We start from the raw sequence: 22,489 nt of genomic DNA, 5'->3' as shown, positions 1-22,489 counted from the left end.
GTCAGCGCCAGCCGTAGCCGGCGCGCAGGACCTGCCCGACCCGATCGAAACGAGCCCGGTCGAGCACCGCTCCCTCCCGGCGGATGCTGTCCTCCCGCATGGTCAGCACGCGGTCCAGCCGCACCCAGCTGCGCCGGTTGTCCCGGTCCCACTCGCCCGGACCGAGCGCGAGCCAGTGCCGCTGGCCGTCGCGCTCGCTCTGGCTGGAGAGCATCAGCCCGAACAGGGTCCGGCTGTGCCGGCCCACCACCAGCACCGGGCGGTCCTTGCCCTGGCGCGGGTCGTCCTCGTACGGCACCCAGGTCCAGACGATCTCGCCCGGGTCGGCGTGCCCGTCGAGCTCCGGGGCGTACGCCAGTTGCCGGCGCTGCAACGCGGCGACCTGGCGGCGCCGGGCGACCTGTGCCGGGCCGGGCCCGGGCCGGCGGGGCGACGGGATGACGGCGCCGATGCGGGCCGCCACACTCCTGAGAAGACCTGCCACGACCGGCAGCCTATCCCCCGCCGGACCACCCGGCCCCCGCACCACCTGCCCGGTTTCCGGGAGGAACTGCGGGAGCTGCGCCAGGTCCGTGAGTAGTAACATCGGTGCCGTCGCCGGCGTCATCGGCGTCGCGGTCGGCGTGACGACCGGCCGCACCCCTGCCGCCGCTTCGCCATCACGTCAGTCACAGGAGTCGACATGACCGGTGTGAACCGCCCCGACCACCACGCCACCAGTCCCGGGCTCGTGGTCTACGGCACCGGCTGGTGCCCTGACGTGCGGCGCAGCCGGGCACTGCTCGACGCCGCCGGCGTCACCTATCACTATGTCGACGTCGAGCAGGACGAAGCCGCCACCACGCTCGTCCGGCAGCTACAGCACGGGCGCCGACGCATCCCCACGCTGCTGTGGCCCGACGGCACGTTCCTGGTGGAGCCGACGGATGAGGACCTGCGGAACCATCTCGCCCAGCGAGAGGCAGGATCCGACACCCTCGACCGCTGACGACCCGCCGGACACGGGTGCCCGCCGCGAGGAGTAGGCCCGCTTGTCGTGGCCGGGCCGACGTGCCGGGTTGGCCGTGCGACCGCCCGGGTCACGGCGTCAGGTTGGGGATGTCGAACCAGGAGAACGGCATCCACGGCAGGTTGCGCAGCACCGTGCTGTAGAGCAGGAAGAAGGCAATGTACGCCGCGTAGATCCAGGGGGGCAGGCGCAGCGCGGGCAGTTCGCGTCCGAGCCAGGCCGAGGCGAGGAAGCGTACGCCGAGGTATGCCACGAACGGCACCGCGACCAGCGCGGCCAGGTGGTGGCGAGCGGCCTCGACGAGGTCGCCGTGCAACAGGTAGTAGAACATGCGGGTGCCGCCACAGCCCGGGCCGTTGATGCCGGTGAGGGAATGCCACAGGCAGGGCCCGGTCGGGTCGGCAACCCGGTCGGTGGGATCGAACCGCAGCACGAATCCGACTGCCGCAGCCAGCACCGCGGCGCCGATCACCGATGCCCCGCGCCGCATCATCCGGTCGGGCGCTGCCGTGACCTGACGCACCAGTAACCTCCTCGCCGCGCCGTTGGGGGGCGCCACCCGAGCCGTCGCCGTCATGACCGCGCCGTGACGCCTGACGACACTACTACTACCGGGCCATAGTAGATGGCTTGCCAACGGGGGCCGCCGCGGGATGCCCCGCGTCGCCATCCGCCGTTCGGGATCAGAGCGCTGCGGACCGGACACGGGGGCACGGAGTGATCTTCAAGGCATTGCCGGCGCTCAGCGAAGGCCCCGACGGCCAGGCGCGGCGCTCGTCGAGGCGGGCGCACCTGGGGCAGGTGCACCACCGAGACAGCGCCGCACAGGGCACCGAACGGGTCGCTGCGGATAATCGCTTGCCGCGCACGGTCGACTCCGGGAGGGTGTCGTCCATGACGTTCTGACGGACAGCATCCCCGTTGCTCAGAGGCCGCGGCACCGACCGGTGCCGCGATGCCGTCCGTCCATTCCCGTCTCGGTGAGAAGCGAGCGTCCTTGTCTCAGCACCAGTCCCTGCCGCAGTCCGTCCCGGCCACCGTCACCGTGTTCGCCTCCCCCACGAGCTGGATCGAATCCGACGCCCTCGCCCAGTGCCAGCAGGTGGCCGCCCTCGACGGCATGATCCACGTCGCCGCCATGCCGGACCTGCACCCGGGTAAGGGCGCGCCCATCGGCGCCGCCATGGTGTCGACCGTGTTGTACCCGTTCCTGGTGGGCTCCGACATCGGCTGCGGCATCGCCGTGTTTCCCATCAGGCTCAGGCGTGCCGTGCCGGAGCGGCTCGCCGCCCGGTTCCCCGACCTCGACCGCCCGCTCGACCCCGAGCAGGACGCCGACGACCCCGCCTGGGACGTCGTACGGGGTGACATCCCCGCCGGTCACGTCGAGGGACTCGGGACGGTCGGTCGGGGCAACCACTTCGTCGAGTTGGCGCGCGTCGGGACCGTCTTCGAGCCGGGTCACGCGAGCCGTCTCGGGCTCGACGCCGGCGACCTCGTGCTCGTCGTCCACACCGGTTCCCGAGGGCTGGGCGAACGGATCCTGCGGACACACACCGAGCTCCACGGCGCGGGTCCCGCCCCTGATCCCGCCGCCTACCTGGCCGCGCACGACGACGCCGTACGGTGGGGGTCGCTCAACCGGCGGCTGCTCGCCGCCCGGGTCGCGCACGCCCTGGGGGCCGAGCCCACCGAGCCCGTCGTCGACCAGTGCCACAACCTGGTCGAGATCCGCGACGGGGTCTACCTGCACCGCAAGGGCGCGGCGCCGGGTGACGGCCGCGACGTGCTCGTCGCCGGCACCCGCGGCACCCCCTCCTACCTCGTGGCCGCCCATGCCGGCCCGGACGCCAACCACTCCGTGGCGCATGGCGCGGGCCGCAAGATGTCGCGCGCCGACGCCCTGCGCCGGAGCCGGGCCAAGCACACCGTCGAGGAACTGCGGCGCACCCCGGTGGGGTCGCTGGTGGTGTGCGGCGACCGTCAACTGCTCTTCGAGGAGGCGCCCACGGCCTACAAGCGCATCGAACGGGTGATCACCGACCTCGTCGACCACGGTCTGGCCACGCCCGTGGCCACCACCGTCCCCCTGGTCACCTACAAGACGCCCGAGGTCGGATCCACCGCCCGGCCCGACCGCCGCGACGACCGCCGCAGGCGGGGCCGGTCATGAACCTCCACCTGCTCATGTCCGCCGGGCGCGGCCCGCAGGAGTGTGCCTGGGCGTTGGCCCGCCTGTTGCACCGCCTGGAAGCCGACGCCGGCCGGCGGGGCCTGACGACCCACCGGATGCAGACCGTGCCCGGTGACCGGTCCGGCACCTACCGGTCGGCGCTGCTCCGGATCTCCGGCGGCGGCGCCGAGGCGTTCGCCGCCTCGTGGACCGGCACCCTGTGCTGGCAGGCACCCAGCCCCTACCGGGCGGGCACCGGCCGGAAGAACTGGTACGTCGTCTCCCGACTGTGCCAGCTCGACAGCCCGGCCACGACGTTCCTGGAAGCGGACGTGGAGATCGTCGCCTGCCGTACCGGCGGCCCCGGCGGCCAGCACCGGAACAAGGCCAGCACGGCGGTACGGGCGACCCACCGTCCCTCGGGCGTCGTCGTCGTGGTCGACACGGAACGGCAGTTCAGCCTCAACCGTCGCCTCGCCCTCCAGTTGCTGCGACAGCGCGTCGCGCGCGGCGACGAGAGCGCGGAGCGCGCCGTGGTCACGGCCCGATGGCGCATCCACGACGAGCTCGTACGCGGCGACCCCACCCGCGTCGAACGCCCGCGACCGTCGGGACAGGAAACGGCCCCACCGCGGCGGACACGGCAACGCCGGGGGCGCCCGTCAGCGTCGTGAGCGGTGGGTTTCCGGCGTCGTCAGAACCGTCACCCGGTGTTCCTCGGGGTGGCTGCCGAGTGCGCACAGCTGGATCGTCAGTGCCGAACAGCGCCCGGTACGGAGGCGTTTCTGGCACCGTCGAAGGGGTCCACCCGTACCGTGGCCGGTCAGGAGACACATGGTGGCCGACGCAGCCGTGCACCACAGGACCGTCAAGGTCGACGGGATCACGATCTTCTACCGCGAGGCCGGTCCGCCGGACGCGCCCGTGGTGCTGCTGCCGCACGGCTACCCCTCGTCGTCGTTCCAGTTCCGCAACCTCCTGCCCGCCCTCGGTGACAGGTGGCGGGCGATCGCGCCCGACCACCCCGGCTTCGGCTACAGCGACACGCCCGATCCCCGCAGGTTCGCGTACACCTTCGACGCCTACGCCGACCTGCTCCGGCGCTTCACCGAGGCGATGGGGCTGACCCGCTACATCATCTATCTCCAGGACTACGGCAGCCAGTTCGGGTTACGCCTGGCGATGTCCGCCCCGCAGCGGGTGGCCGGTCTCGTCATCCAGAACGGCGACATCTACGAGGACCAGCACGGCCCCAGGTACGAGCCGCTCAAGCAGTTCTGGCGCCAGCCGACCGACGAGGGCCGCGACCGCCTCGCCGCCGCCGTCAGCGAGGAGGGCTTCCGCGGCGAGTTCCTGGGCGAGCTGCCGGACCGGCTGACCGACCGGGTGAGCCCGGACCTGTGGCGGCTCTCCGCCGCCCTGCTGAATCCGCCCCGACGCGCCGCCCTGGTCCGCCTCCTCGCCGACCAGGGCAGCACCCTCGCGTGGTTTCCCCGCCAGCAGGAATACCTGCGCCAGCACCGACCGCCCACCCTCATCGTCTGGGGGCCGCACGACGGCTACATGCCCGAGGGCGCGGCACGCGCGTACCTGCGGGACCTGCCCGACGCCGAACTTCACCTGCTCGACGGCGGGCACTGGCTGCTGGAGACGCACCTCGACGAGGTGGTGCGGCTCGTGCGGGACTTCCTCGGACGGGTCCACACCTGACCGCCCTGTCGCGGCGGATGGGCGGACCGCGGGCGCTCTACGTGAGACAGGCGAGGAGTTCCTGGTATGCCTCGTCCACCCTGCCGTGCTCGGTGCGCACCACCCTGGTCCCGGGCCGGCTGGCGACCACGGCGAGCAGCCGGTCGTACATCGCCGCCAGCTCGGCGGCACCGCCCTGCCGGTCGAGCTGGCGCTGGGCGTCGAGGTGCGCCGGGTCCGTGGAGGTACGGCTGCGTTCGGCGAACCGCCACAGCGCGTTCTCCCTGCCGTCCAGCAGGACGATCTCGTGGAACTCGGCGCCGGTCTCCTGCGCCACGAACCCGGCCTGCTCGATGAACTCGGGGCGGCCGAGGAACTGCGGGATGATCACGTCGTGGCGACTGGCCAGGTGCGCCCGGGCCGCCGCCAGGGCGACGGCTCGGGCGAGGAGCCCGGCGGGACCGGCTTGATCGCGCCACCGCCCGATGAGGTCACGAATCAGGTCGATGTCGAGGTCGAGCGCGAGGGGGTGGTCCTCGACGTACCGGCGGGCCAGCGTCGACTTGCCGCACCCGGGCGGCCCGTTGAGCACGATCAGGCGGGGCACCGGCGGGGCAGCCGGTGGGACGTACGTCACGACACACCTCCTCGGTCGGCCCGGCACGACGCCCGTTCGGACGCCCATGATGGTACGTCCACAGGCCGCCAGCCGAGCCCCCGTGCGACGCGGGCCGGCCCCGAACCGGGGCGGCCCGCGTCGTAACCGGCAGGTCAGGAGGCGTCAGGTTCCGTGGTTGCCGGTCGCGCGACGGCGGTCGTGAGGGCCCGCAACTCGGGAGCCATCGTGGCTTCGGGAGGTTCGCGACGCAGTTCGCGTAGCAGCCCGACGACCATGCCGACCATCACGAACAGGAACGGCAACGCGGCGAGAATGGTCAGCGACTGCAGGGCGGACAGCCCGCCGGCGAGCAGCAGCACCACCGCCACCAGGCCGGTCAGCACGCCCCACATCGAGACCAACCAGGCCTTCGGCTCCAGGCTGCCGCGGGAGGAGAGCGTGCCCATCACCACCGAGGCGGCGTCGGCGCCACTGACGAAGAAGAGTCCCACCAGCACCATCACCAGGATCGCGGTGACGGTGAAGAACGGGAACTCCCGCAGGACCGCGAAGAGCGCCGCCTCCGGGCTCTCCTTCACCGCGGCAGACAGGTCGGTACCGCCGAGTTGCAGGTCGATGGCGGTACCGCCGAACACCGAGAACCAGACGAGGCTGACGAGGCTCGGAATGGCCACCACCCCGAGGACGAACTGGCGGATGGTGCGGCCCTTGGAGATACGGGCGATGAACGCGCCGACGAACGGGGTCCAGGAGATCCACCAGGCCCAGTAGAAGAGGGTCCAGCCCGCCATCCACTGCTCGCCGCCGAAGGCGCCGGTGCGGAAGCTCATCGGGATGAGGTCGTAGAGGTACGCACCGGTCGACGCGGTGAGCGTGTTGAGGACGAAGACCGTCGGGCCCACCACGAGCAGGAAGAACATCAGCGCCACCGCGAGCACCATGTTGGTGTTCGAGAGGAACTGGATGCCCCGCTTGACACCCGTGACGGCGGATACCACGAACGCCACGGTGAGCACCGCGATGATGCCGATCGCCAGCGGCGTGGACTTCGGCACGTCCCAGAGGTTCGTCAGGCCGCTGTTGATCTGGAGGGCACCCAGGCCGAGGGAGACGGCCGATCCGAACAGCGTCGCGAAGATCGCGAAGATGTCGATGGCCCTGCCGGGTCCCCGGTCGGCGCGCTCCCCGATGAGCGGGAAGAAGGCGCTGCTGATGAGGCTGCGCCGGCCCTTGCGGAAGGTGAAGTAGGCCAGCGTCAGACCCACCACGGCATAGATCGCCCACGGGTGCAGCGCCCAGTGGAAGAAGGTGTACTCCATCGCCTCCCGCGCGGCCTGCTGGGAGTTCGGTTCGTTGAGGCCGCGCGGCGGGGTTCCCAGGTGGGACAGCGGCTCGGCGGCACCCCAGAACATCAGGCCGATGCCCATGCCTGCGCTGAACATCATCGCCACCCAGGAGACGGTGGAGAACTCGGGCTTGTCGTCGTCGCGGCCGAGCTTGATCCGGCCGTACCGGCTGAGCGCCAGCCAGATCGACAGCACCACGAACCCGGCGCTGGCCAGCACGAAGACCCAGCCGAAGGAACGGACCACCCAGTCGAGCGCGGTGCCGGTGACCGAGGCGAGGTTGTCGGTGGCCACGATGCCCCACCCGACGAAGAGCACGGACACCGCGGCGGCGACGCCCAGCACCGTCCGGTCGATACCCTGCGGACGGCGGTCCGGCGGGGGTGGCGCGTCGCCGGGTGTGGGGTTGTCGTCGGTTGCCGGACCTGCGGCAGACACGGTCATGGTCTGTGGACCTCCGTGGGCTTCCGGGCACGCAGGCCGCGTTCCCGGCGCCGCGCGCGCCGGTCGGCCCGCATCTCGGGTTGTCCCGCGCCCCGTCTGGGCGCCCGGGAACTCGGAAAGTTGTCGCCGGCAGGGCTGACGTCGTCGGGCGAACGGGCAGGCCGCCGGAGCCGACTGCCACTGGTGCCGGTGACGGTCGGCGACCACTCTCGGTGTCGATGTTGGAGGTGACCATGCGGTCGCATGACAGTCCTGTGACAATGCACTCCGGCGCTGATCAGACAGGGCTGGGCACCGCTGACGCAGCGGAGCCACGGGCGGTGGTGACGACGGCCCGCCGAGCGGGCACAGTGAAGCGGTGACGACCGACATCAGCACCCCCGTGGCCCACTACGCCGACCGCCTGCACGCCGTGATCGGCGACAGGCACCACGTCGCCTCCCCGCTGGGCGCATGGCTGTTGCTGGCGCTCGCCGCGCCGGCCGCCACCGGCCCGACCCGCGCGGCTCTGGAGGAGGTGATCGGCACCGACGCGGTGACCGCCGCCGAGGCCGCCCGTGCCCTGCTCGCGGAGCCGCACCCGCTGGTGCCCTCGGCGACCGCGTTCTGGCACCGGCCCGAAGCCGGGACCGCCGGGCTGGACGGGTGGCGGGCGACCCTGCCCGGGCCGACCGCCACCGGGCCGCTGCCGGACCAGGCCGGGCTCGACGCGTGGGCCCGCGAGCACACGCTCGGCCTCATCGAGGCGTTCCCCCTGGCGGTCACCCCGCAGGTGCTGCTGGTCCTGGCGAGCGCCCTGGCCACCCGGGTCTCGTGGGCGGACCCGTTCGAGGTGGCGCCGGCCGGGGCGCTCGGGTCCCACAGCGCCTGGGCCGGCAGGCTGAGCCGGGTGTTGCGCAGCCCGGGACACGGCCACCGCTGCTGGATCGCCGACACCGCGTGGGCCGGCACCGTCGCCGTGCACGCCGCCCCGGCGCGGACCGCCCACCGCGCGGCCGGACTGCTGGTGGTCTCCGTCGCCGCGGCGCCCGACGTGCCGGCCGGGTACGTCCTCGCGGCGGCCCACGAGATGGCGTCGGCCGCCGCCGGCACGCCGGAGCGCGACCTGCCGGCACAGCGGCGGTCGCTGTTCGACCTCCCGCTGGGCGAGGGCCCGCTGTGGACGCTGCGCGAGGAAGACACCTACACGTACGCGCCGGACGGCCGGGAGGAGCGGACCAGCGCCGTGCTGCCCTGCTGGTCGGCCCGCAGCCAGCACGACCTGACCGCGCCCGGACTGGGCTTCCCCGACGTCGCAGGGGTGTTCGGCGAGCTGCTGGAGTCGCCGGGGCTCGACTTCGACGCGGCCCAGACGGCGATGGCCCGCTACGGCCGGTACGGCTTCGAGGCGGCCGCCGTCACCGCTCTCGGCTCGGCGGTCAGCGTGCCGCCGGAGGGGGTGGCTCGGATCGCCGAGTTGCGCTTCGGCCACCCGTACGCCGTGGTGGCGGTCGCCACCGACCGCCCGGCCGGCGGCGCGACCGGCCCGTGGCACGGCGTGCCGGTCTTCTCCGCCTGGGTCGCCGACCCGGAGGAGCTGCCGGAGGCCGACGTCGCGGACCGCTACGAAGGCCGGTGACCCGGGACGCTGCCCCGGATCAGGGGGTGTGCGGTTCGGCCATCGCGACGGCGATCTTGCGGGGGCCGGTGAACGGCTCCCGCCCGTGCGCGGCGGTCATGTTGTCCACGACCAGCACGTCGTCGCGCTGGTAGTCGAAGCGGACGCTGGCCGCCCGGTACGCGGCCCGCAGGTGGTCCACGACGTCGGCGGGAATCTCGCCGCCGTCGCCGTAGTAGGTGTTGGCCGGCAGCCCCTCGGTGCCGAACATGGCCAGCAACCCCTCCTGGAGGTCCTTGGCCAGCGTGCTCACGTGGAAGAAGGTGGCGTGGTTGAACCAGCGCGGGATGTCCGAGCCGGGCCGGTGGTGCACGACGTCGCGCATCGCGCGGGTACGCAGCCCGTCGGCACCCCGCCACTCCAGCTCGATTCGGTTCGCCGCCGCGTACGCCTCGACCTCGGCACGGTCGTCGGTGCCGAACACGTGCTGCCACGGGGTGCCGAAGTCGCCGTGGAAGTTGCGTACCACCATCCAGCGACGGTTGACGAACTCCTCGCGTACCGCCGGGTCGATCTCGGCGTACACCCGGCGGACGTCGGCGAGCGGGGTCGCGCCCTGCGTCTGCGGTGGGGCGATGCAGTAGAAGAACAGCGTCAGCGGCCAGCGGGCCTGGTACGAGTTCTCGTTGTGCAGGAAGATCTCCTCGTTCGGCGGGTAGTCCGTCGAGGTGTAGACCCGGCCGGCGATGGCGTGCCGGGGCGACGACCGCTCGGTGTAGGCCAGCGGCTCACCGGACAGCGCCCGCACCGCCCGGTCGAAGCCCTCGACCCCGCCCACTTCGAACCCGCGGAACAGCAGCGCACCGTGTTCCACGAGGCTCGCGCGCAGTTCGGCGCGGCGGGCGGCGATCAGGTCGGTCAGCTCGCGGCCGTCGTTCTCGACGACCACCGGCAGTGTGGCGCTCCGATCACTCATGTTCTCACTCCTGTCGTCGCCGCCGGGTGCGGGCGAGGGTGGCCGCGCCGGCGGCGGGATGGCGATGGCAGGCAGCTCAGCCGTGGTAACGGGAGGTCGCGTCGGTGTGGGCCGCGGCGAGGTCCGCCCGGATCAGGGCGAGCAGCTCGGGCAGTCGTTCGTTGAGGAAGAAGTGCCCACCGTCGATCTCGTACGGGGTGTAGCCAGCGGCGCTGTGTTCCCGCCAGCCGTCGCGGTGGTCCCGGGTGACGGTGTGGTCGTGGCGACCGCTGAACGCCACGATCGGCATCGGTAGCGGCTCGTCCGGGGTGTAGCGGTAGGCGTCCACCCGACCGAAATCGGCGCGCAGCATGGGCAGCAGCAGCTCGACCAGCTCAGGGTAGTCCCGCAGCCCGGCCGCCGGTCCGCCGCCCGCCTCGACGCGGCGCAGCAGCTCGTCGTCGTCCACCCGGGACAGCCCGTCGAAGTGGCTGGCCGCGGTGACGTGCGGGGCGCGGGCGCCGCCGACGTAGAGCCGCAGTGGCAGCGGACGCCCGGCTCGGCGCAGCTCGCGGACCACCTCGAAGCCGACCCGGCCGCCCATCGAGTGGCCGTAGATCGCGTACGGGCCACGGACCCGGTCGGCGATGGCGTTCGCGACGTCGGCGATCCGGAACGCCGGGTCCTCGCTGATCCGGTTCTCGCGGCCGGGCAGTTGCACCGGGAGCACCTCGACGTCCGGGCTGAGCCCCTCCTGCCAGCGCCGGAAGACACTCGCGCCCCCGCCCGCGTACGGCAGGCAGAACAGTTGTACCGGCGCCGTGTGCCAGCCGCCGGCGGAGAGGAACCAGGTCACCGCGCGCCTTTCAGAGTGGTTCGTTCCAGTACCGCTGGCGCTGGAACGAAGGTGGGTGGTCGGGCCGGGGCGCGCCGTGGGGTGCGGCGCGCTCCGGCCCGTGACGGGCCGGCCACGATCGGCCCGCTCGCGATGGTCCACGACGGGCCTCATGAAGTCCCTATAGATTCACGATGGCAGCATAAGGCTCGATGCCTGACCGTGGAGATCCACGTGAGCTGCCGCCGCGGCGCGTGATCAGGCGGTGACGGGCTGGCCGGTCAGCCGTCGTACGGCCGGGGGATCGGCTGGGTCATGCCGTCGAAGTCCCGGGGCAGCCGGGCGACCATGTCGTGGAACTCGTCGACGGTGACGGCCTCCCGCAGGGTGGCGAAGACCGCGCCCGTGCCGGCTCGGGCGGTGGTCTCGTCCACCCCGGCCCGCTCCCCCACCCGGCGCACGAAGTCGGCCGGGCCGAGCGCGTCCGCCGGGCCGCCGGCGGGGCCGGCCCCCGTGAGGTAGCCGTCCAGTTGGTCCGGGAGACGGCCGGCCGGGTCGCCGTCGGCACTGGCACCCATCCGTTCCACCATGGTCTGCAACACGGCGCGGGCGATCGTGGCGGCCTGCGTGGTGGGCAGTCCGGCGCGGCGGGACACCGCGTCGACGAATAGGGGAAACCGCACGGCAGCCTCCTGTCGTCACCGGCCCCGCGCTTACCCGCGCCCGGCGCCGGCAAACGGTCTCCCCTACCAGGGAGAACGTGTGCCGGCCGGATCGTCGGCGAGGACGTCGAGCAGCAGCGCGGCGGTCCAGCCGAACGCGGGTGAGCCGAGCCCGGCGCCGGTGTCGGGGTGGAAGTACTCGTGGCAGCCCGAGCGGGCCACCAGCTCGATCATCGAGGCCCGCAGGCCGGCGGCCAGGTCGGGGCGGCCGTGGCGAAGCAGCCCCCGGCGTACCAGCCAGTTGATGTTCATCCAGCTCGGCCCGCGCCAGTAGCGCAGCGGCTCGAAGTCCGGCGCGGTGCGGTCGTGGCTGGGCAGCGGCCGGTCCATCCGGGCCGCCAGCCCGAAGCGCGGCGAGCAGGCCTCGGCGACCAGCGCCGACACCTGCCGGGCGGGCAGGTCGGGCAGGATCAGCGGGGCCAGGCCGAGCACCGTCCGGGCCGGCACGAGGCGGTCGGTGCGCAGGTCCCGGGGGTGGAAGGTGCCGGTCGTCGGGTCGTACAGCCGGCGCACCAGGGCCTCGGTGATCCGTGCGGCGCGTTCCCGGTGCGCGCCGGGGTCGGCGCCCGCCAGCGGCGCGATCCGGGCGAGGGCGTGCTCCGCGGCGCCCATCGCCGCGTTGACCAGCGGGCACTCCACCAGGAACGGATGCCGGTCCGCCAGGCCGTCGTCGCGGTAGCGCTGCTCGCGGTAGGACGCCACGATCGCGACGTAGCGCGCGTAGTCGAGGTCCGTGGGGCGGTGCGCGGCGTCGGCGTGCGCGGTGTCGTGCCGGCGGTACGCGCGCATGACGGCCGCGTCGGCCGGCACCGCCGCCATCGGCGCGTCCCAGGCGGGACTGTTGTCCAGCCCGGACTCCCACGGGTGCACGACGCAGGCCAGCCCGCCCCCGCCGACGTCCCGACGGGTGGCGAGGTAGTGCTGCTGGGCCACCAGCCGGGGATAGAGCCGGCGCAGCGCCGCCCGCCCGGCCTCGGAGGGGCACCGCCGGTACGCCAGCCAGGCGGCGGGCGCGTGCACCGGCGGCTGGATCAGCCCGGAGGTGGCGGCGGCCGGGGCGCCCTCGGCGAGCGCCGAGGCCCAGAACTGCGGGCCGGGGAAGTACGAGCCGACCCGCAGCGCCGGGTTGAACACGATGTGCGGCACCCGCCCGTCGGCCCACTGGGCCCGGAACAGGCTCGCCAGCTCCCGCCAGGCGCGGTCGGGGCGGACGTGGGACCAGCCGATCGCGATGAACGCCGAGTCCCAGCTCCACTGGTGGGGGTAGAGGGTGCGGGAGGGCACGGTGTGGTCGTGTTCCCAGTTGGCGTTGAGGGTGGCGACGGCGAGCCGACGCAGGGTGGCGACGTCGCGGGCGGTGCCGGTGGGTGGGCCGCCGGCGGTGTCGGTGCTCATGCCGCCGCCTGTCGGGGCAGCGCGTGGCGCAGCACGGTGGCCGCCTGGTGCAGGGCGCGTACGGGGTCGCCGCGCAGCCGGCACTCCAGCGCCAGCCAGCCCCGGTAGTCGATCTCCAGCAGGGTGCGGACCAGCGCTGGCCAGTCGAGGTGACCCGCGCCCGGCTGGAGCCGGTTGGAGTCGCTGACCTGCACGTGAGCGAGGTACGGCGCGGCGGCGCGCAGCGCCCGGTGCACGTCGTCCTCCTCGATGTTCATGTGGAACGTGTCCGCCACCACCCGCACGGAGGGCAGCCCGACGCTCGCGCAGAGGGCGACCGCGTCGTCGAGCCGGTTGACCATGTGGTCCTCGTACCGGTTGAGCGGTTCCAGGAAGAGGGTGACCCCCTCGGCGCGGGCGTGCTCCCCCAGCTCGCCCAGGGCGTCGACGAGCACCTGGCGGTCGCCGGCGGGTGAGCGGGGCGGCTCGAACGGCGGCAGTCGCCGGGAGAACATCCCCCACGCCGCCGGGGTCATCGCGCCGAGGCCGCCGAGTTCGGCGATCACCGAGAGCTGGGAACGCAGGTTGCGCACCGCGTCGCGGGAGCGCTCGGGGTCGAAGTCGCCGATGAAGTGGTCCATCTCCACGCAGACGGTGGGCATGACCACCCCGGCGGCACGGGCCCGGCGCAGCTCGGGCAGCCGGCGGGCGAGGCCGAGATCCCCTCGGCCGCGCAGCTCGATCGCGTCGTAGCCGAGCGCGGTGGCGAGCGCGTACTTCTGGATCAGGTCGGCGCCCGGCAGGAGCTGTTCCTGGCAGGCCAGTGGAATCGTCATCAGAACCTCAGCACCACTTGGAGGACGTCAGCGTCACCGCGGTCGAGCAGCGCGAGCGCGTCGGCCACCGCGCTCGCGTCGACGACGTGGCTCACCAGCGGCAGCGGGTCGACGCTGCCCTCGGCCACCAGGTCCATGAAGGTGTGTGCGACGCGGGCACCGGTCCACCGGCCGGCCATGCCGGGCGCCGGGGTCGGCCCGGACACCTGGGCCGCCACCAGCTGGATCCGGTTGTGGTGGAACTCCTCACCGAGGCCGAGCCCGTCGGCGTGCCCCTGGTAGAAGCCGGCGGCCACGACGCGGCCGGCGTGGGTGGTGGCACGGATCGCCTCGTGCAGCGCCGGGTACGCCCCGGACAGCTCCAGGCAGACGTCCGCGCCCCGGCCCCCGGTGGCCTGGCGCAGCACGGCCGAGGCCGACTCGGCGCCCGCGTCGACGACGATCCGGGCGCCGAACCGGCCGGCGTGCGCGAGGCGGGCGGGCACCCGGTCGACGGCGACCACCCGCGCGCCGGAGAGGACGGCGAGCCGGGTGGCGAGCAGCCCGATGACGCCCTGCCCGAAGACCGCGACCCAGTCGCCCAGGTGCAGGTCGCCGGCGAGCACCGCGGTGAGGGCGATCGCCCCGGGGCGGGCGAAGACCGCCGCGAGGGGGTCCAGCCCGGTGGACAGCGGATGCACCGTGTCGGCGGGCACGACCGCCTCGGCACGGTGCCCCCAGATTCCCCAGACGACCTGCCCGGCCCGCCGGTCGGCCACGTCGGGCGCGACCTCGACGATCTCGCCGACCTCCTCGTAGCCGAAGCCCACCAGCGGATACGGCACCGAGGCCTGCCGGGGCACGAACATCCGGGTGACGTCGTCCCAGTCCTTGCTCAGCCGGGGATTGCTGCCCCGGTAGAGGGTGAGTTCCGTGCCGGCCGAGATGCCGGAGTAGCGGGTGCGGACCCGGATCTGGCCGGGGCCGAGCGGATCCGGGGGGCAGGGCTCGAGGCTGATCCGGCGGGGCCCGGCGAGAGAGACAACCCAGTTGACCATGAGTCACATCCCGGTAGCACTGGGCTCCAGTCTAGGCAGAAAATCGGTATATGTCTTGTAATTGATCAATCGAAGGCGTTGAATCCCTTCTATACCCTTCGAGAGGAGCGCCACCGATGTCAGCACCTCCGATGCGGACACTCGCCGCCACCCTGATCCTGGCGGTCACCGGGGCCGGCCTGCTGGGCTGCGGCGACGAAGGACCCGACAGCAACAGCAGGAAGATCACCGTGTGGAGTCTGGAGGACGTGGCCGACCGGGTCACCGCCACCAAGGCGATCATCGCGGACTTCACCGCCAGCACCGGCATCGCCGTCGACCTGGTCACCGTCAACGAGGACCAGTTCCCCGCCCTGATCGCCTCCAGCGCCGCCGCCGGCGAGCTGCCCGACGTGGTCGGCTCGGTGTCGCTCGCCGGCATCCGCACCCTCGCCGGCAACGAGCTGGAGCACCCCTCGGCGAACGGGGACATCGTCGGGAGACTCGGCCGGCAGACCTTCTCGCCCCGGGCCCTGGAGCTGACCGCCGACGACGGCCGGCAGCTCGCCGTACCCAGTGACGGCTGGGGCCAACTGCTCGTCTACCGCAAGGACCTGTTCGCCGCCGCCGGGCTGCCCGCCCCCGACACGTACGAGAGGATCGCCGCCGCCGCGACGAGGCTCCACACCGGCGGTGTCGCCGGCATCACCGCCGCCACCGCCCCCGGCGACGTGTTCACCCAGCAGACCTTCGAACACCTCGCCCTGGCCAACAACTGCCAGCTCACCGACGACTCCGGGGCCGTGAGACTGGACTCCCCCGAGTGCGTCGAGGCGTTCCGGTTCTACGGAGACCTGATGCGCACCAGCTCGGTCCGGGGCGCGCAGGACGTGGACACCACCCGGGCCACCTACTTCGCCGGCAGGGCGGCCATGCTCGTCTGGTCGCCGTTCGTCCTCGACGAACTGGCCGGCCTGCGCGACGACGCCAAGCCGACCTGCCCGCAGTGCCAGGCCGACCCGGCGTTCCTCGCGAAGAACAGCGGCTTCGTCACCGCGATCAAGGGCCCGAACGGCACCGCACCGGCCCAGTACGGCGAGATCAACTCCTGGGCGGTGCTCGACGGCGCCGCCACCGCGCCGGCCACGTCCTTCGTGGAGCACATACTCGGCGACGGCTACCCACGCTGGTTCGGCATGTCCCCCGAGGGGCGCTTCCCCGTCCGCAGGGGCACCGTGCAGGAACCGGAGAAGTTCCTCACCGCCTGGAACGCCAGCCAGGCCGGGGTCGACACCAGGAAGCCGCTCGCCGACGTCTACGGCTACGAGGTGCTCGCCGGCCTGCGGGGCAGCCCCGACACCTTCCAGCGCTGGGGCGTCACCCAGGGCCAGGGCACGCTCGTCGGCGCGATCCTCGGCGAGCTGCCGGTGCCCAAGGCCCTGAACGACGTGGTCACCGGGAGGACCGACGCCGCCGCGGCGGCCGGACGGGCGAAGAAGGACGTGGAGGCGATCAAGGCGGGCGTCAATTGACCGCCGCCCCGCCGGGCACCGACCGCTCCCCCGCCCGGGAGCGCCCGGCCCCGACCCGTCGCCGCAGGCCGCTGACCCTGCGCCGGCGCGAGTCGCGCGCCGGACTCGCGCTGGTCGCCCCGACCCTGCTCGTCGTGATCGCCGTGATCGGCATACCCGTCGTCTGGACCGTCGTGCTGGCCTTCCAGCGGGTACGCCTGGCCACGCTGCGCCGCACCGGGCTGTTCGGCGAGCTCACGCTGGACAACGTCGAGCGGGTGCTGAACACCCCGGGCTTCGCCGACACGTTGTGGACCACCCTGGTCTACAGCATCTCCAGCACCGCCGGCTCGATCGTGCTCGGCCTGGTGGCGGCGCTCGTCGTACGCCGGCCGTTTCGGGGCCGCACCCTGGTGCGCGCGTCGATGCTGCTGCCATACGTGGCGCCGGTGGTCGCGGTCACCTTCGTCTGGCAGGTGATGCTCGACCCGCAACTCGGCATCGTCAACGACTGGGGCCGGCGCTTCCTCGGCTGGGACACCCCGGTGCCGTTCCTGTCCCAGGAGTCGACCGCCCTGGCCACGGTCGTCGCCTTCGAGGCGTGGCGCTACTTCCCGTTCGCCTTCCTGTTCCTGCTCGCCCGGCTCCAGGCGGTCCCCGGCGAGCTGGAGGAGGCGGCCCGGGTCGACGGGGCCACCCCCACCCAGCGGTTCCGGCACATCCTGCTGCCGCAACTGCTGCCGGTGATCGGCCTGCTGGGCGTGCTGCGGTTCATCATGACGTTCAACAAGTTCGACGACGTCTACCTGCTCACCGGCGGGGCGGCCGGCACCGAGGTGGTCAGCGTCCGGGTCTACGAGTTCCTGACCGCGCGTACGGACATCGGCGCGGCGGCGGCGCAGGCGGTCGTACTCGCCGTGGTGCTCATCGTGTTCGTGCTGGTGTACCTGCGCTTCTTCGGCGGACGGAGGGACGGCTGATGGACCGCGACCGGATCGAGACGGTGGGCCTGCGCTGGCTGCGCCGGTTGGTGATCGCCGCGTTCCTGCTCGTCACCGCCTTTCCCTTCTACTACATGCTGGTGCTCTCGGTGCGCCCCGTCGAGCGGCTACTGCTCGACCCCGGGTCGCTGGTCGTGGGCCTCGGCGAGCTGACCTTCGACACGTACGCCGAGGTGGTCCGGGCCGTCGACGACGGCGGCCAGGGCTTCCTCACCTTCCTGCGCAACAGCGGCCTGGTCTCCGTCGCGGCGACGCTGCTGACGCTGGCCGTGGCGATCCCCGGCGCGTACGCGGTCGCCCGGCTGCGGTTCTTCGGCCGGCGGCAGGTCGACTTCCTCTTCCTGGCGGTCTACCTGTTCCCGTCGATCGTCGTCGCCATCCCGCTGTTCGTGGTCTTCACCCGGGCCGGGCTGCGCGGCTCGCTGCTCGGCCTGGTGCTGGTCTACATCTCGCAGACGCTGCCGGTCTCGGTCTACATGCTGCGCAACTACTTCGAGACGATCCCGGTCAGCCTGGAGGAGTCGGCTGCGATCGACGGCGCCGGGCGGCTCGGCGTCATCCGCCGGATCAGCCTCCCCCTCGCGGCACCGTCGATCATGGCCGTCGCCCTCTACACCTTCATGATCGCCTGGAACGAGTTCCTCTTCGCCCTGCTCTTCCTGGTCGACAAGCCGCACCGGTGGACGGTGTCGTTGGGGCTCGCGCAGCTGTCGGACGGGGTGGAGGTGCCGAAGACGGTGCTGATGGCCGGCTCGGTGATCCTCACCCTGCCCATCGTGATCCTCTTCTTCGCCAGCGAGCGCCTGCTCACCGAGGGGCTCACCGGCGGCGCGGAGAAGGGCTGATCCGGGGCGGGTTGCCGCGCGGTGGGCGCTGACCGAGGATGTGCCGGGTGGATGTCTCCCCTTACGCGGTCGCCGGCGACCCACCCACCGCAGCCCCGCCCGTTGTCGACGTGCTACGCGACGTGGAGCCGGGCGACCTCGACGCGTACGTGCGCATGCGCTGCGATCCGGCCGTGATGGCAGAGCTGGGCGGCCCGCAACCCCGTGAGCGCGTAGCCGCCCAGCTTCGGCGGGACCTCGAAACCGTCCGGGACGGCAGCGCCTGGATCAAGATGATCATCCCCCGCGACGCCGCGCAGGTGGCCGGAACGGTGACGTTGTACTCCCACGCGGGCATCTCCGAGATCGGCTGGATGGTCGCCCCGGAGTTCCAGGGCAGAGGCCTGGCGGGAAGAGCCGTCCGTGCGGTGCTCGACCTGGCCCGGGCGGATGGGCGATGGGGTCCCATCCACGCCTTCCCGGCCACGACCAATGCCGCGTCGAATGCGATCTGCCGATCGGGCGGCTTCGCCTTCGTCGGTGAGGAGCAGACGGCCTTCGGCGGACGCCTCTTCCGCACCAACCACTGGGTCATCGACCTGTCGGCCCAGCCTGACAGCTCGTCGGCAGGACGTGCGGGTGACGACGTCGTGCCGGTCTGACCAGGCACGGCTTCGCCGGCCCGCGTCGCCGACAGGGGCGTTCCCGCCGTCCGCCCCACCGCCGCGGGACCGTTGGGAACCCGGCTACGGTGGCGGCATGGGAAACCCGACCCGATGGCAGACCGAGACCGGTCCGGAGCACTCGCAGTGGTACATCGCCCGGTTCCGCCAGCTGGCCGCCGAGGGGGCCGACCTGGCCGGCGAGGCCCGGCTGGTGGACGCGATCGTCCCGCCCGGGTCCCGGATCCTCGACGCCGGCTGCGGCACCGGCCGGGTGGGCGCGGTGCTGGCCGCCAGGGGTCACACGGTGGTCGGGGTGGACGCCGACCCGGCGCTGGTGGACGCCGCCCGCGCCGACCACCCGGGCCCGCGCTGGCTGGTCGCCGACCTGGCCGAGCTGGACCTGGCGGCGGCCGGCGAGCCGGAGCCCTTCGACGCGGCGGTCGTCGCCGGCAACGTGCTGGCCTTCGTCGCCCCCGGCACCGAGCGCGAGGTGATCCGGCGGATCGCCGCCCACCTGCGCCCCGACGGCGTGCTGGCGGTCGGCTTCGGCACCGACCGGGGCTACCCGCTGACCGGGTTCGACGCCGACTCGGCCGCCGCCGGCCTCCGGCTGGAGCACCGCTTCGCCACCTGGGACCTGCGCCCGTGGCGCGACGACGCCGACTTCGCCGTCACCGTGCTGCGCCGCCCGGCCGACTGAGCCCGAACCGGCCGAGCCAGACCGGTTCGCCTTCGCCGAGGTCACCCGAGGGCGCGGCGCGGCTCCGGCGGGGGCGCGGGCACCGGCCCGGCCGGTGGCGCGCTCAGGCGGGGGCGGCGACGACCCGCGCGGCGGCCGGGTCGAGCGTGGCGCCGGCGGGCACCAGGGCGACCAGGCCGGCCGGCAGCCGCACCGGTCGCACGTCGCGGTAGCCGAGCATGCCGAGGACCTCGCCGCCGGCGAGGACGTAGCGCCGGCCCAGGTCGGTGACCACGGAGACCGAGCCGCCGGACGCGCCGGGCGCCGCGACCGCCTCGACCACGGCCCCCCGGCCCGGCTCCACCACGACGTGGTCGGCGCGCACCCCGCCGGTCACCGCGGCGGTACGCGCCGCGGCGGCGAGGTCGGGCAGCCGGACACCGAGCCGGACCTCCGCGACGCCCCCGTCGTCGCCCACCCCCGCACACAGGCCCGCCCCGTCGGCGGCGGCCAGGCGGGGCGGCGCGGTCGGCGGGGCGGTCGGCCCGGTCGGGGCGAGGTCGGGCAGCTTCGGCAGCGCCGCGAACCGCCCGAGCGTGATCGGTTCCGGTTCGCCCTGGCCGGTGCGGGCGAGCAGCAGGCCGGCCTGCAACTCGGTGATGCCGGCCAGGCCGTCCCGCAGCACGACGGCGTACTGCCGGCCGCCACCGGAGTTGCGCACCAGGTACACGTCGCCGACCCGCGCCCCGGACACCCGCGTGGAGCGCTCCCCCTCGGCGGGCAGCGCCAGCGGGGCGAGATCGGCGCCGGCGGGCAGGCTGTTGAGCAGGGCCGGCGCCACCGGGACCGCCCGGGCCCGGGTGGTCGCCAGGGCGGCCAGCACCCGGTTGGGGTCGCGCACGAGGTAGCGACGCTGGTGCCAGACCAGGTGCAGCCCGCCGTCGGGATGGCGCAGCAGCAGCGCGTCCTCGCCCAGCGCCCGGCCCCCACCGGGGGTCACGCCGATCAGCAGCGCCGAGCGGGGCACCGACCGGTCGCCCTCGGCGGCGGCCACGGAGCAGACCGTCCACGGCGCGGTGGACAGCCGGCCCCGGGCGGGCAGCGAGTCGGGGGCGTCGGCGATGCCCAGCGGCAGCCCGCGCGGCACCCCGTCGATGGCCCGACGGGAGACGAGCACCGTCTTCGGCCGCTCCGCGCCGATGATCAGCAGGGCCGACGCGTAGTTGAGCACCGGATGCAGCTTCTGCTCCCGATAGACGAACCGGGCGCCGGACTCCTTCTCCACGATCACCGCGCCCGGGTCGCGCCATGCCTTGCCGCCGCCCCCGGTGAAGAGGCCGTAGAGGGCGAAGCCGCCCAGGCCGATGGCCGCGACCAGCACGCTGGCCAGGCCGGCGCCGGCCAACCGCCGGAACGGCGACTGCGCCGGGTCGGTCTCGCGCATCACCAGGGCGGCGACCGCCCGCTGGACGGTGAACTGGTACGAGTGCAGCTGGTCCTGCCGCGACGGCATGGGATCCCTTCCGGTGGGGCGGTCGGGGCACAGGATAAGCGTTCCGTCGATGGCCCGAGGACCCTGCGTCGCGCCGGGGTGGCGGGAGGATTCCTTCCTCGCGACCACCGGGCGCACCGTACGAAGCGCACCGCCCACGTTGCGTGACAGCGGCGTGGGCGGGTAGACAGTGTGCACACGCCCGCACTTCCTGGCGTGCGCCCGCCTCATGCCCCCAGGGTCTTCGATCCCGAAGGAGTACGGCAATGGCAGTCGACGTCTCCGTCATCGCGACGTCCTCGCTCGGCGATCGCAGCTACCTGGCCTCGGACGGCACGGTGGCGATCGTGGTCGACCCGCAGCGCGACATCGACCGGATCATGTATCTCGCGGGCGGGAAGGGCGTACGCATCACCCACGTGGTGGAGACCCACATCCACAACGACTACGTCTCCGGCGGCCTGGAACTCGCCCGGCTGACCGGCGCCCACTACCTGGTCGGCGCCGACGACGAGGTCGGGTTCGACCGGACGCCGGCCGCCGACGGCGACACGGTGCCCGTCTCGGGAGCGCTGCGGCTGCGGGCGGTCGCCACGCCGGGGCACACCTTCCACCACCTGTCGTACGTGCTCGACGAGGCCGGCGACGACGGCTGGCGCCCCGTCGGCGTGTTCACCGGCGGCTCGCTGCTCTTCGGCACCACGGGCCGCACCGACCTGCTCGGCGAGCAGCACGCCCACGAACTCGCCCGCCGCCAGCACGCGTCGGCCAGGCACCTGGCCGACCTGCTGCCCGACGGCGCCGAGGTGTGGCCCACCCACGGGTTCGGCAGCTTCTGCTCCGCCGGCCAGTCCGACGCGCCGGAGTCGACCATCGGCCGGGAGAAGCAGGCCAACCCCGTGCTGCGGCTGGCCGCCGACGAGTTCGTCACCGAGACCCTCGCCGGGCTCGACGCCTACCCGGCGTACTACGCCCACATGGGCGTGGCGAACCTCGCCGGTCCCGCACCGGTGGACCTCGCCCCGGTCGCCCGGGCCGAGGCCGCCGACTTGCGGGAGCGGATCGCCGACGGCCAGTGGGTCGTCGACCTGCGCCACCGCAAGGCGTACGCCACGTCGCACCTGGCGGGCACGGTCAGCCTCGGGCTCGACGGCCCGATGTCGACCTGGCTCGGCTGGCTCATCGACTGGGGAGCACCGCTCACCCTGCTCGCGGAGACGGCGGAGCAGGTCGCCGAAGCCCAGCGCGAACTGGTCCGCATCGGCATCGACCGGCCGGCCGCCCAGGCCACCGGGGACACCGGACGGTGGGCCACCGAGCCGGAGCAGGTGCGGGAGCTGCGGATGGCCGACTTCCCCGCGCTGGCCGCCGCCCGCGCCGGGAACACCCCGGCGGGGCTACCCGCCCCGGACGTCGTACTCGACGTCCGGATGACCAACGAGTGGACCGGCGGCCACATCGGGGGCGCGGTGCACATTCCCCTGCCCGACCTGCCCGTACGCCTCGCCGAGGTGCCCGCCGGGGTCGTCTGGGTGCACTGCGGCTCCGGTTACCGGGCCACCGCCGCGGCGTCGCTGCTGGCGAACGCCGGCCGCGAGGTCGTCGTGATCGACGACAAATTCGGCCGGGCCGGGGCAGCCGGGGTCCCGATGAGCCCGGGCGACGCCTGACCGACTGCCGTGGGGCACCGGCGGGCCGGGCC

The 22,489-nt window shown here is 73.4% G+C and carries 22 protein-coding genes; 11 read left to right on the top strand and 11 right to left on the bottom strand.

Annotation, left to right across the window (positions count from 1 at the left end; genetic code table 11):
- Position 1: 1 nt before the first annotated feature.
- Positions 2-484 (bottom strand): type II toxin-antitoxin system PemK/MazF family toxin, encoded by a 483-nt coding sequence (locus tag AB0D32_RS22160; protein ID WP_357093178.1) that lies wholly within the window; start codon positions 482-484, stop codon positions 2-4.
- 198 nt (positions 485-682) lie between these two features.
- On the opposite strand from AB0D32_RS22160, the gene AB0D32_RS22155 reads away from it, so the two are divergent.
- Entirely contained in the window at positions 683-988 is a 306-nt protein-coding gene (locus AB0D32_RS22155) for a glutaredoxin family protein (protein ID WP_357093175.1), read from the top strand.
- Positions 989-1,079: 91 nt separating this feature from the next.
- Here the strand turns inward: AB0D32_RS22155 and AB0D32_RS22150 are convergent, their stop codons facing one another.
- Complete coding sequence (locus AB0D32_RS22150) at positions 1,080-1,532, bottom strand: DUF2752 domain-containing protein (RefSeq protein ID WP_357093173.1); 453 nt, start codon at positions 1,530-1,532, stop codon at positions 1,080-1,082.
- Between the two features lie 474 nt (positions 1,533-2,006).
- Between AB0D32_RS22150 and AB0D32_RS22145 the strand changes: the two genes are divergently transcribed.
- The 3 genes from AB0D32_RS22145 to AB0D32_RS22135 all read left to right on the top strand — a co-directional run bounded on the left by AB0D32_RS22145 (position 2,007) and on the right by AB0D32_RS22135 (position 4,892).
- Positions 2,007-3,182 (top strand): RNA ligase RtcB family protein, encoded by a 1,176-nt coding sequence (locus AB0D32_RS22145; protein WP_357093170.1) that lies wholly within the window; start codon positions 2,007-2,009, stop codon positions 3,180-3,182.
- The gene (prfH, locus tag AB0D32_RS22140; RefSeq protein WP_357093167.1) at positions 3,179-3,856 is read left to right on the top strand and encodes a peptide chain release factor H; all 678 of its coding nucleotides are present in this window, start codon (positions 3,179-3,181) and stop codon (positions 3,854-3,856) included. Before AB0D32_RS22145 ends, prfH begins: the two co-directional genes overlap by 4 nt.
- A 160-nt stretch (positions 3,857-4,016) precedes the next feature.
- Entirely contained in the window at positions 4,017-4,892 is an 876-nt protein-coding gene (locus AB0D32_RS22135; protein ID WP_357093164.1) for an alpha/beta hydrolase, read from the top strand.
- A 37-nt stretch (positions 4,893-4,929) separates the two neighbouring features.
- Here the strand turns inward: AB0D32_RS22135 and AB0D32_RS22130 are convergent, their stop codons facing one another.
- On the bottom strand, positions 4,930-5,508 hold the full coding sequence (locus tag AB0D32_RS22130) for an AAA family ATPase (RefSeq protein ID WP_357093161.1): 579 nt from the start codon (positions 5,506-5,508) through the stop codon (positions 4,930-4,932).
- A gap of 134 nt (positions 5,509-5,642) precedes the next feature.
- Positions 5,643-7,280: a BCCT family transporter gene (locus AB0D32_RS22125; RefSeq protein WP_357093158.1), complete on the bottom strand. Its 1,638-nt coding sequence runs from the start codon at positions 7,278-7,280 to the stop codon at positions 5,643-5,645.
- 358 nt (positions 7,281-7,638) lie between these two features.
- Here AB0D32_RS22125 and AB0D32_RS22120 point away from each other — a divergent pair, with 358 nt between their 5' ends.
- Positions 7,639-8,898, top strand: coding sequence for a hypothetical protein (locus AB0D32_RS22120; protein ID WP_357093155.1), 1,260 nt, complete (start codon positions 7,639-7,641; stop codon positions 8,896-8,898).
- 19 nt (positions 8,899-8,917) lie between these two features.
- On the opposite strand, the gene AB0D32_RS22115 is transcribed toward AB0D32_RS22120, so the two are convergent.
- The 6 genes from AB0D32_RS22115 to AB0D32_RS22090 form a co-directional block, all read right to left on the bottom strand.
- Positions 8,918-9,853, bottom strand: coding sequence for a TauD/TfdA family dioxygenase (locus tag AB0D32_RS22115; protein ID WP_357093152.1), 936 nt, complete (start codon positions 9,851-9,853; stop codon positions 8,918-8,920).
- A gap of 76 nt (positions 9,854-9,929) precedes the next feature.
- Positions 9,930-10,688, bottom strand: coding sequence for an alpha/beta fold hydrolase (locus AB0D32_RS22110; protein ID WP_357093149.1), 759 nt, complete (start codon positions 10,686-10,688; stop codon positions 9,930-9,932).
- Positions 10,689-10,948: 260 nt separating this feature from the next.
- Positions 10,949-11,350 carry a DUF2267 domain-containing protein gene (locus AB0D32_RS22105; protein ID WP_357093146.1) on the bottom strand — a complete coding sequence of 134 codons (402 nt, stop codon included), beginning with the start codon at positions 11,348-11,350 and terminating at the stop codon, positions 10,949-10,951.
- A 63-nt stretch (positions 11,351-11,413) separates the two neighbouring features.
- A complete protein-coding gene (locus AB0D32_RS22100; RefSeq protein ID WP_357093143.1) occupies positions 11,414-12,784 on the bottom strand; it encodes a hypothetical protein in 1,371 nt (456 codons plus the stop codon).
- On the bottom strand, positions 12,781-13,599 hold the full coding sequence (locus AB0D32_RS22095; protein ID WP_357093140.1) for a sugar phosphate isomerase/epimerase family protein: 819 nt from the start codon (positions 13,597-13,599) through the stop codon (positions 12,781-12,783). The genes AB0D32_RS22100 and AB0D32_RS22095 overlap by 4 nt, the downstream gene beginning before the upstream one ends.
- On the bottom strand, positions 13,599-14,636 hold the full coding sequence (locus tag AB0D32_RS22090; RefSeq protein ID WP_357093137.1) for a zinc-binding dehydrogenase: 1,038 nt from the start codon (positions 14,634-14,636) through the stop codon (positions 13,599-13,601). The genes AB0D32_RS22095 and AB0D32_RS22090 overlap by 1 nt, the downstream gene beginning before the upstream one ends.
- Before the next feature lie 116 nt (positions 14,637-14,752).
- On the opposite strand from AB0D32_RS22090, the gene AB0D32_RS22085 reads away from it, so the two are divergent.
- The 5 genes from AB0D32_RS22085 (at position 14,753) to AB0D32_RS22065 (ending at position 19,316) form a co-directional block, all read left to right on the top strand.
- Positions 14,753-16,147, top strand: coding sequence for an extracellular solute-binding protein (locus tag AB0D32_RS22085; protein WP_357093134.1), 1,395 nt, complete (start codon positions 14,753-14,755; stop codon positions 16,145-16,147).
- Positions 16,144-17,106, top strand: coding sequence for a sugar ABC transporter permease (locus AB0D32_RS22080; RefSeq protein WP_357093131.1), 963 nt, complete (start codon positions 16,144-16,146; stop codon positions 17,104-17,106). Before AB0D32_RS22085 ends, AB0D32_RS22080 begins: the two co-directional genes overlap by 4 nt.
- The gene (locus tag AB0D32_RS22075) at positions 17,106-17,972 is read left to right on the top strand and encodes a carbohydrate ABC transporter permease (RefSeq protein WP_357093128.1); all 867 of its coding nucleotides are present in this window, start codon (positions 17,106-17,108) and stop codon (positions 17,970-17,972) included. Before AB0D32_RS22080 ends, AB0D32_RS22075 begins: the two co-directional genes overlap by 1 nt.
- A 47-nt stretch (positions 17,973-18,019) precedes the next feature.
- Complete coding sequence (locus tag AB0D32_RS22070; protein ID WP_357093125.1) at positions 18,020-18,613, top strand: GNAT family N-acetyltransferase; 594 nt, start codon at positions 18,020-18,022, stop codon at positions 18,611-18,613.
- A gap of 97 nt (positions 18,614-18,710) precedes the next feature.
- Positions 18,711-19,316: a class I SAM-dependent methyltransferase gene (locus AB0D32_RS22065; RefSeq protein ID WP_357093122.1), complete on the top strand. Its 606-nt coding sequence runs from the start codon at positions 18,711-18,713 to the stop codon at positions 19,314-19,316.
- A 103-nt stretch (positions 19,317-19,419) separates the two neighbouring features.
- Here the strand turns inward: AB0D32_RS22065 and eccB are convergent, their stop codons facing one another.
- Positions 19,420-20,808, bottom strand: a complete 1,389-nt coding sequence (gene eccB / locus AB0D32_RS22060) for a type VII secretion protein EccB (RefSeq protein WP_357093119.1) — start codon at positions 20,806-20,808, stop codon at positions 19,420-19,422.
- A gap of 245 nt (positions 20,809-21,053) precedes the next feature.
- Here eccB and AB0D32_RS22055 point away from each other — a divergent pair, with 245 nt between their 5' ends.
- Positions 21,054-22,457, top strand: coding sequence for an MBL fold metallo-hydrolase (locus tag AB0D32_RS22055; RefSeq protein WP_357093116.1), 1,404 nt, complete (start codon positions 21,054-21,056; stop codon positions 22,455-22,457).
- Positions 22,458-22,489: the final 32 nt, after the last annotated feature.

The organism is Micromonospora sp. NPDC048170, assembly GCF_040652795.1.
GTDB lineage: Bacteria > Actinomycetota > Actinomycetes > Mycobacteriales > Micromonosporaceae > Micromonospora.
Note: the sequence above shows the minus strand (reverse complement) of the source record. Positions and strands in the feature narration are given on the sequence as shown.

Excerpts from the sequence above, each read along its gene's own strand:
- prfH (WP_357093167.1), top strand. The coding sequence starts at position 3,179 with ATGAACCTCCACCTGCTCATGTCCGCCGGGCGCGGCCCGCAGGAGTGT.
- AB0D32_RS22095 (WP_357093140.1), bottom strand. The coding sequence starts at position 13,599 with ATGACGATTCCACTGGCCTGCCAGGAACAGCTCCTGCCGGGCGCCGAC.
- AB0D32_RS22100 (WP_357093143.1), bottom strand. The coding sequence starts at position 12,784 with ATGAGCACCGACACCGCCGGCGGCCCACCCACCGGCACCGCCCGCGAC.
- AB0D32_RS22085 (WP_357093134.1), top strand. The coding sequence starts at position 14,753 with ATGTCAGCACCTCCGATGCGGACACTCGCCGCCACCCTGATCCTGGCG.
- AB0D32_RS22055 (WP_357093116.1), top strand. The coding sequence starts at position 21,054 with ATGGCAGTCGACGTCTCCGTCATCGCGACGTCCTCGCTCGGCGATCGC.
- eccB (WP_357093119.1), bottom strand. The coding sequence starts at position 20,808 with ATGCCGTCGCGGCAGGACCAGCTGCACTCGTACCAGTTCACCGTCCAG.
- AB0D32_RS22075 (WP_357093128.1), top strand. The coding sequence starts at position 17,106 with ATGGACCGCGACCGGATCGAGACGGTGGGCCTGCGCTGGCTGCGCCGG.
- AB0D32_RS22155 (WP_357093175.1), top strand. The coding sequence starts at position 683 with ATGACCGGTGTGAACCGCCCCGACCACCACGCCACCAGTCCCGGGCTC.
- AB0D32_RS22135 (WP_357093164.1), top strand. The coding sequence starts at position 4,017 with ATGGTGGCCGACGCAGCCGTGCACCACAGGACCGTCAAGGTCGACGGG.
- AB0D32_RS22115 (WP_357093152.1), bottom strand. The coding sequence starts at position 9,853 with ATGAGTGATCGGAGCGCCACACTGCCGGTGGTCGTCGAGAACGACGGC.
- AB0D32_RS22065 (WP_357093122.1), top strand. The coding sequence starts at position 18,711 with ATGGGAAACCCGACCCGATGGCAGACCGAGACCGGTCCGGAGCACTCG.
- AB0D32_RS22090 (WP_357093137.1), bottom strand. The coding sequence starts at position 14,636 with ATGGTCAACTGGGTTGTCTCTCTCGCCGGGCCCCGCCGGATCAGCCTC.
- AB0D32_RS22125 (WP_357093158.1), bottom strand. The coding sequence starts at position 7,280 with ATGACCGTGTCTGCCGCAGGTCCGGCAACCGACGACAACCCCACACCC.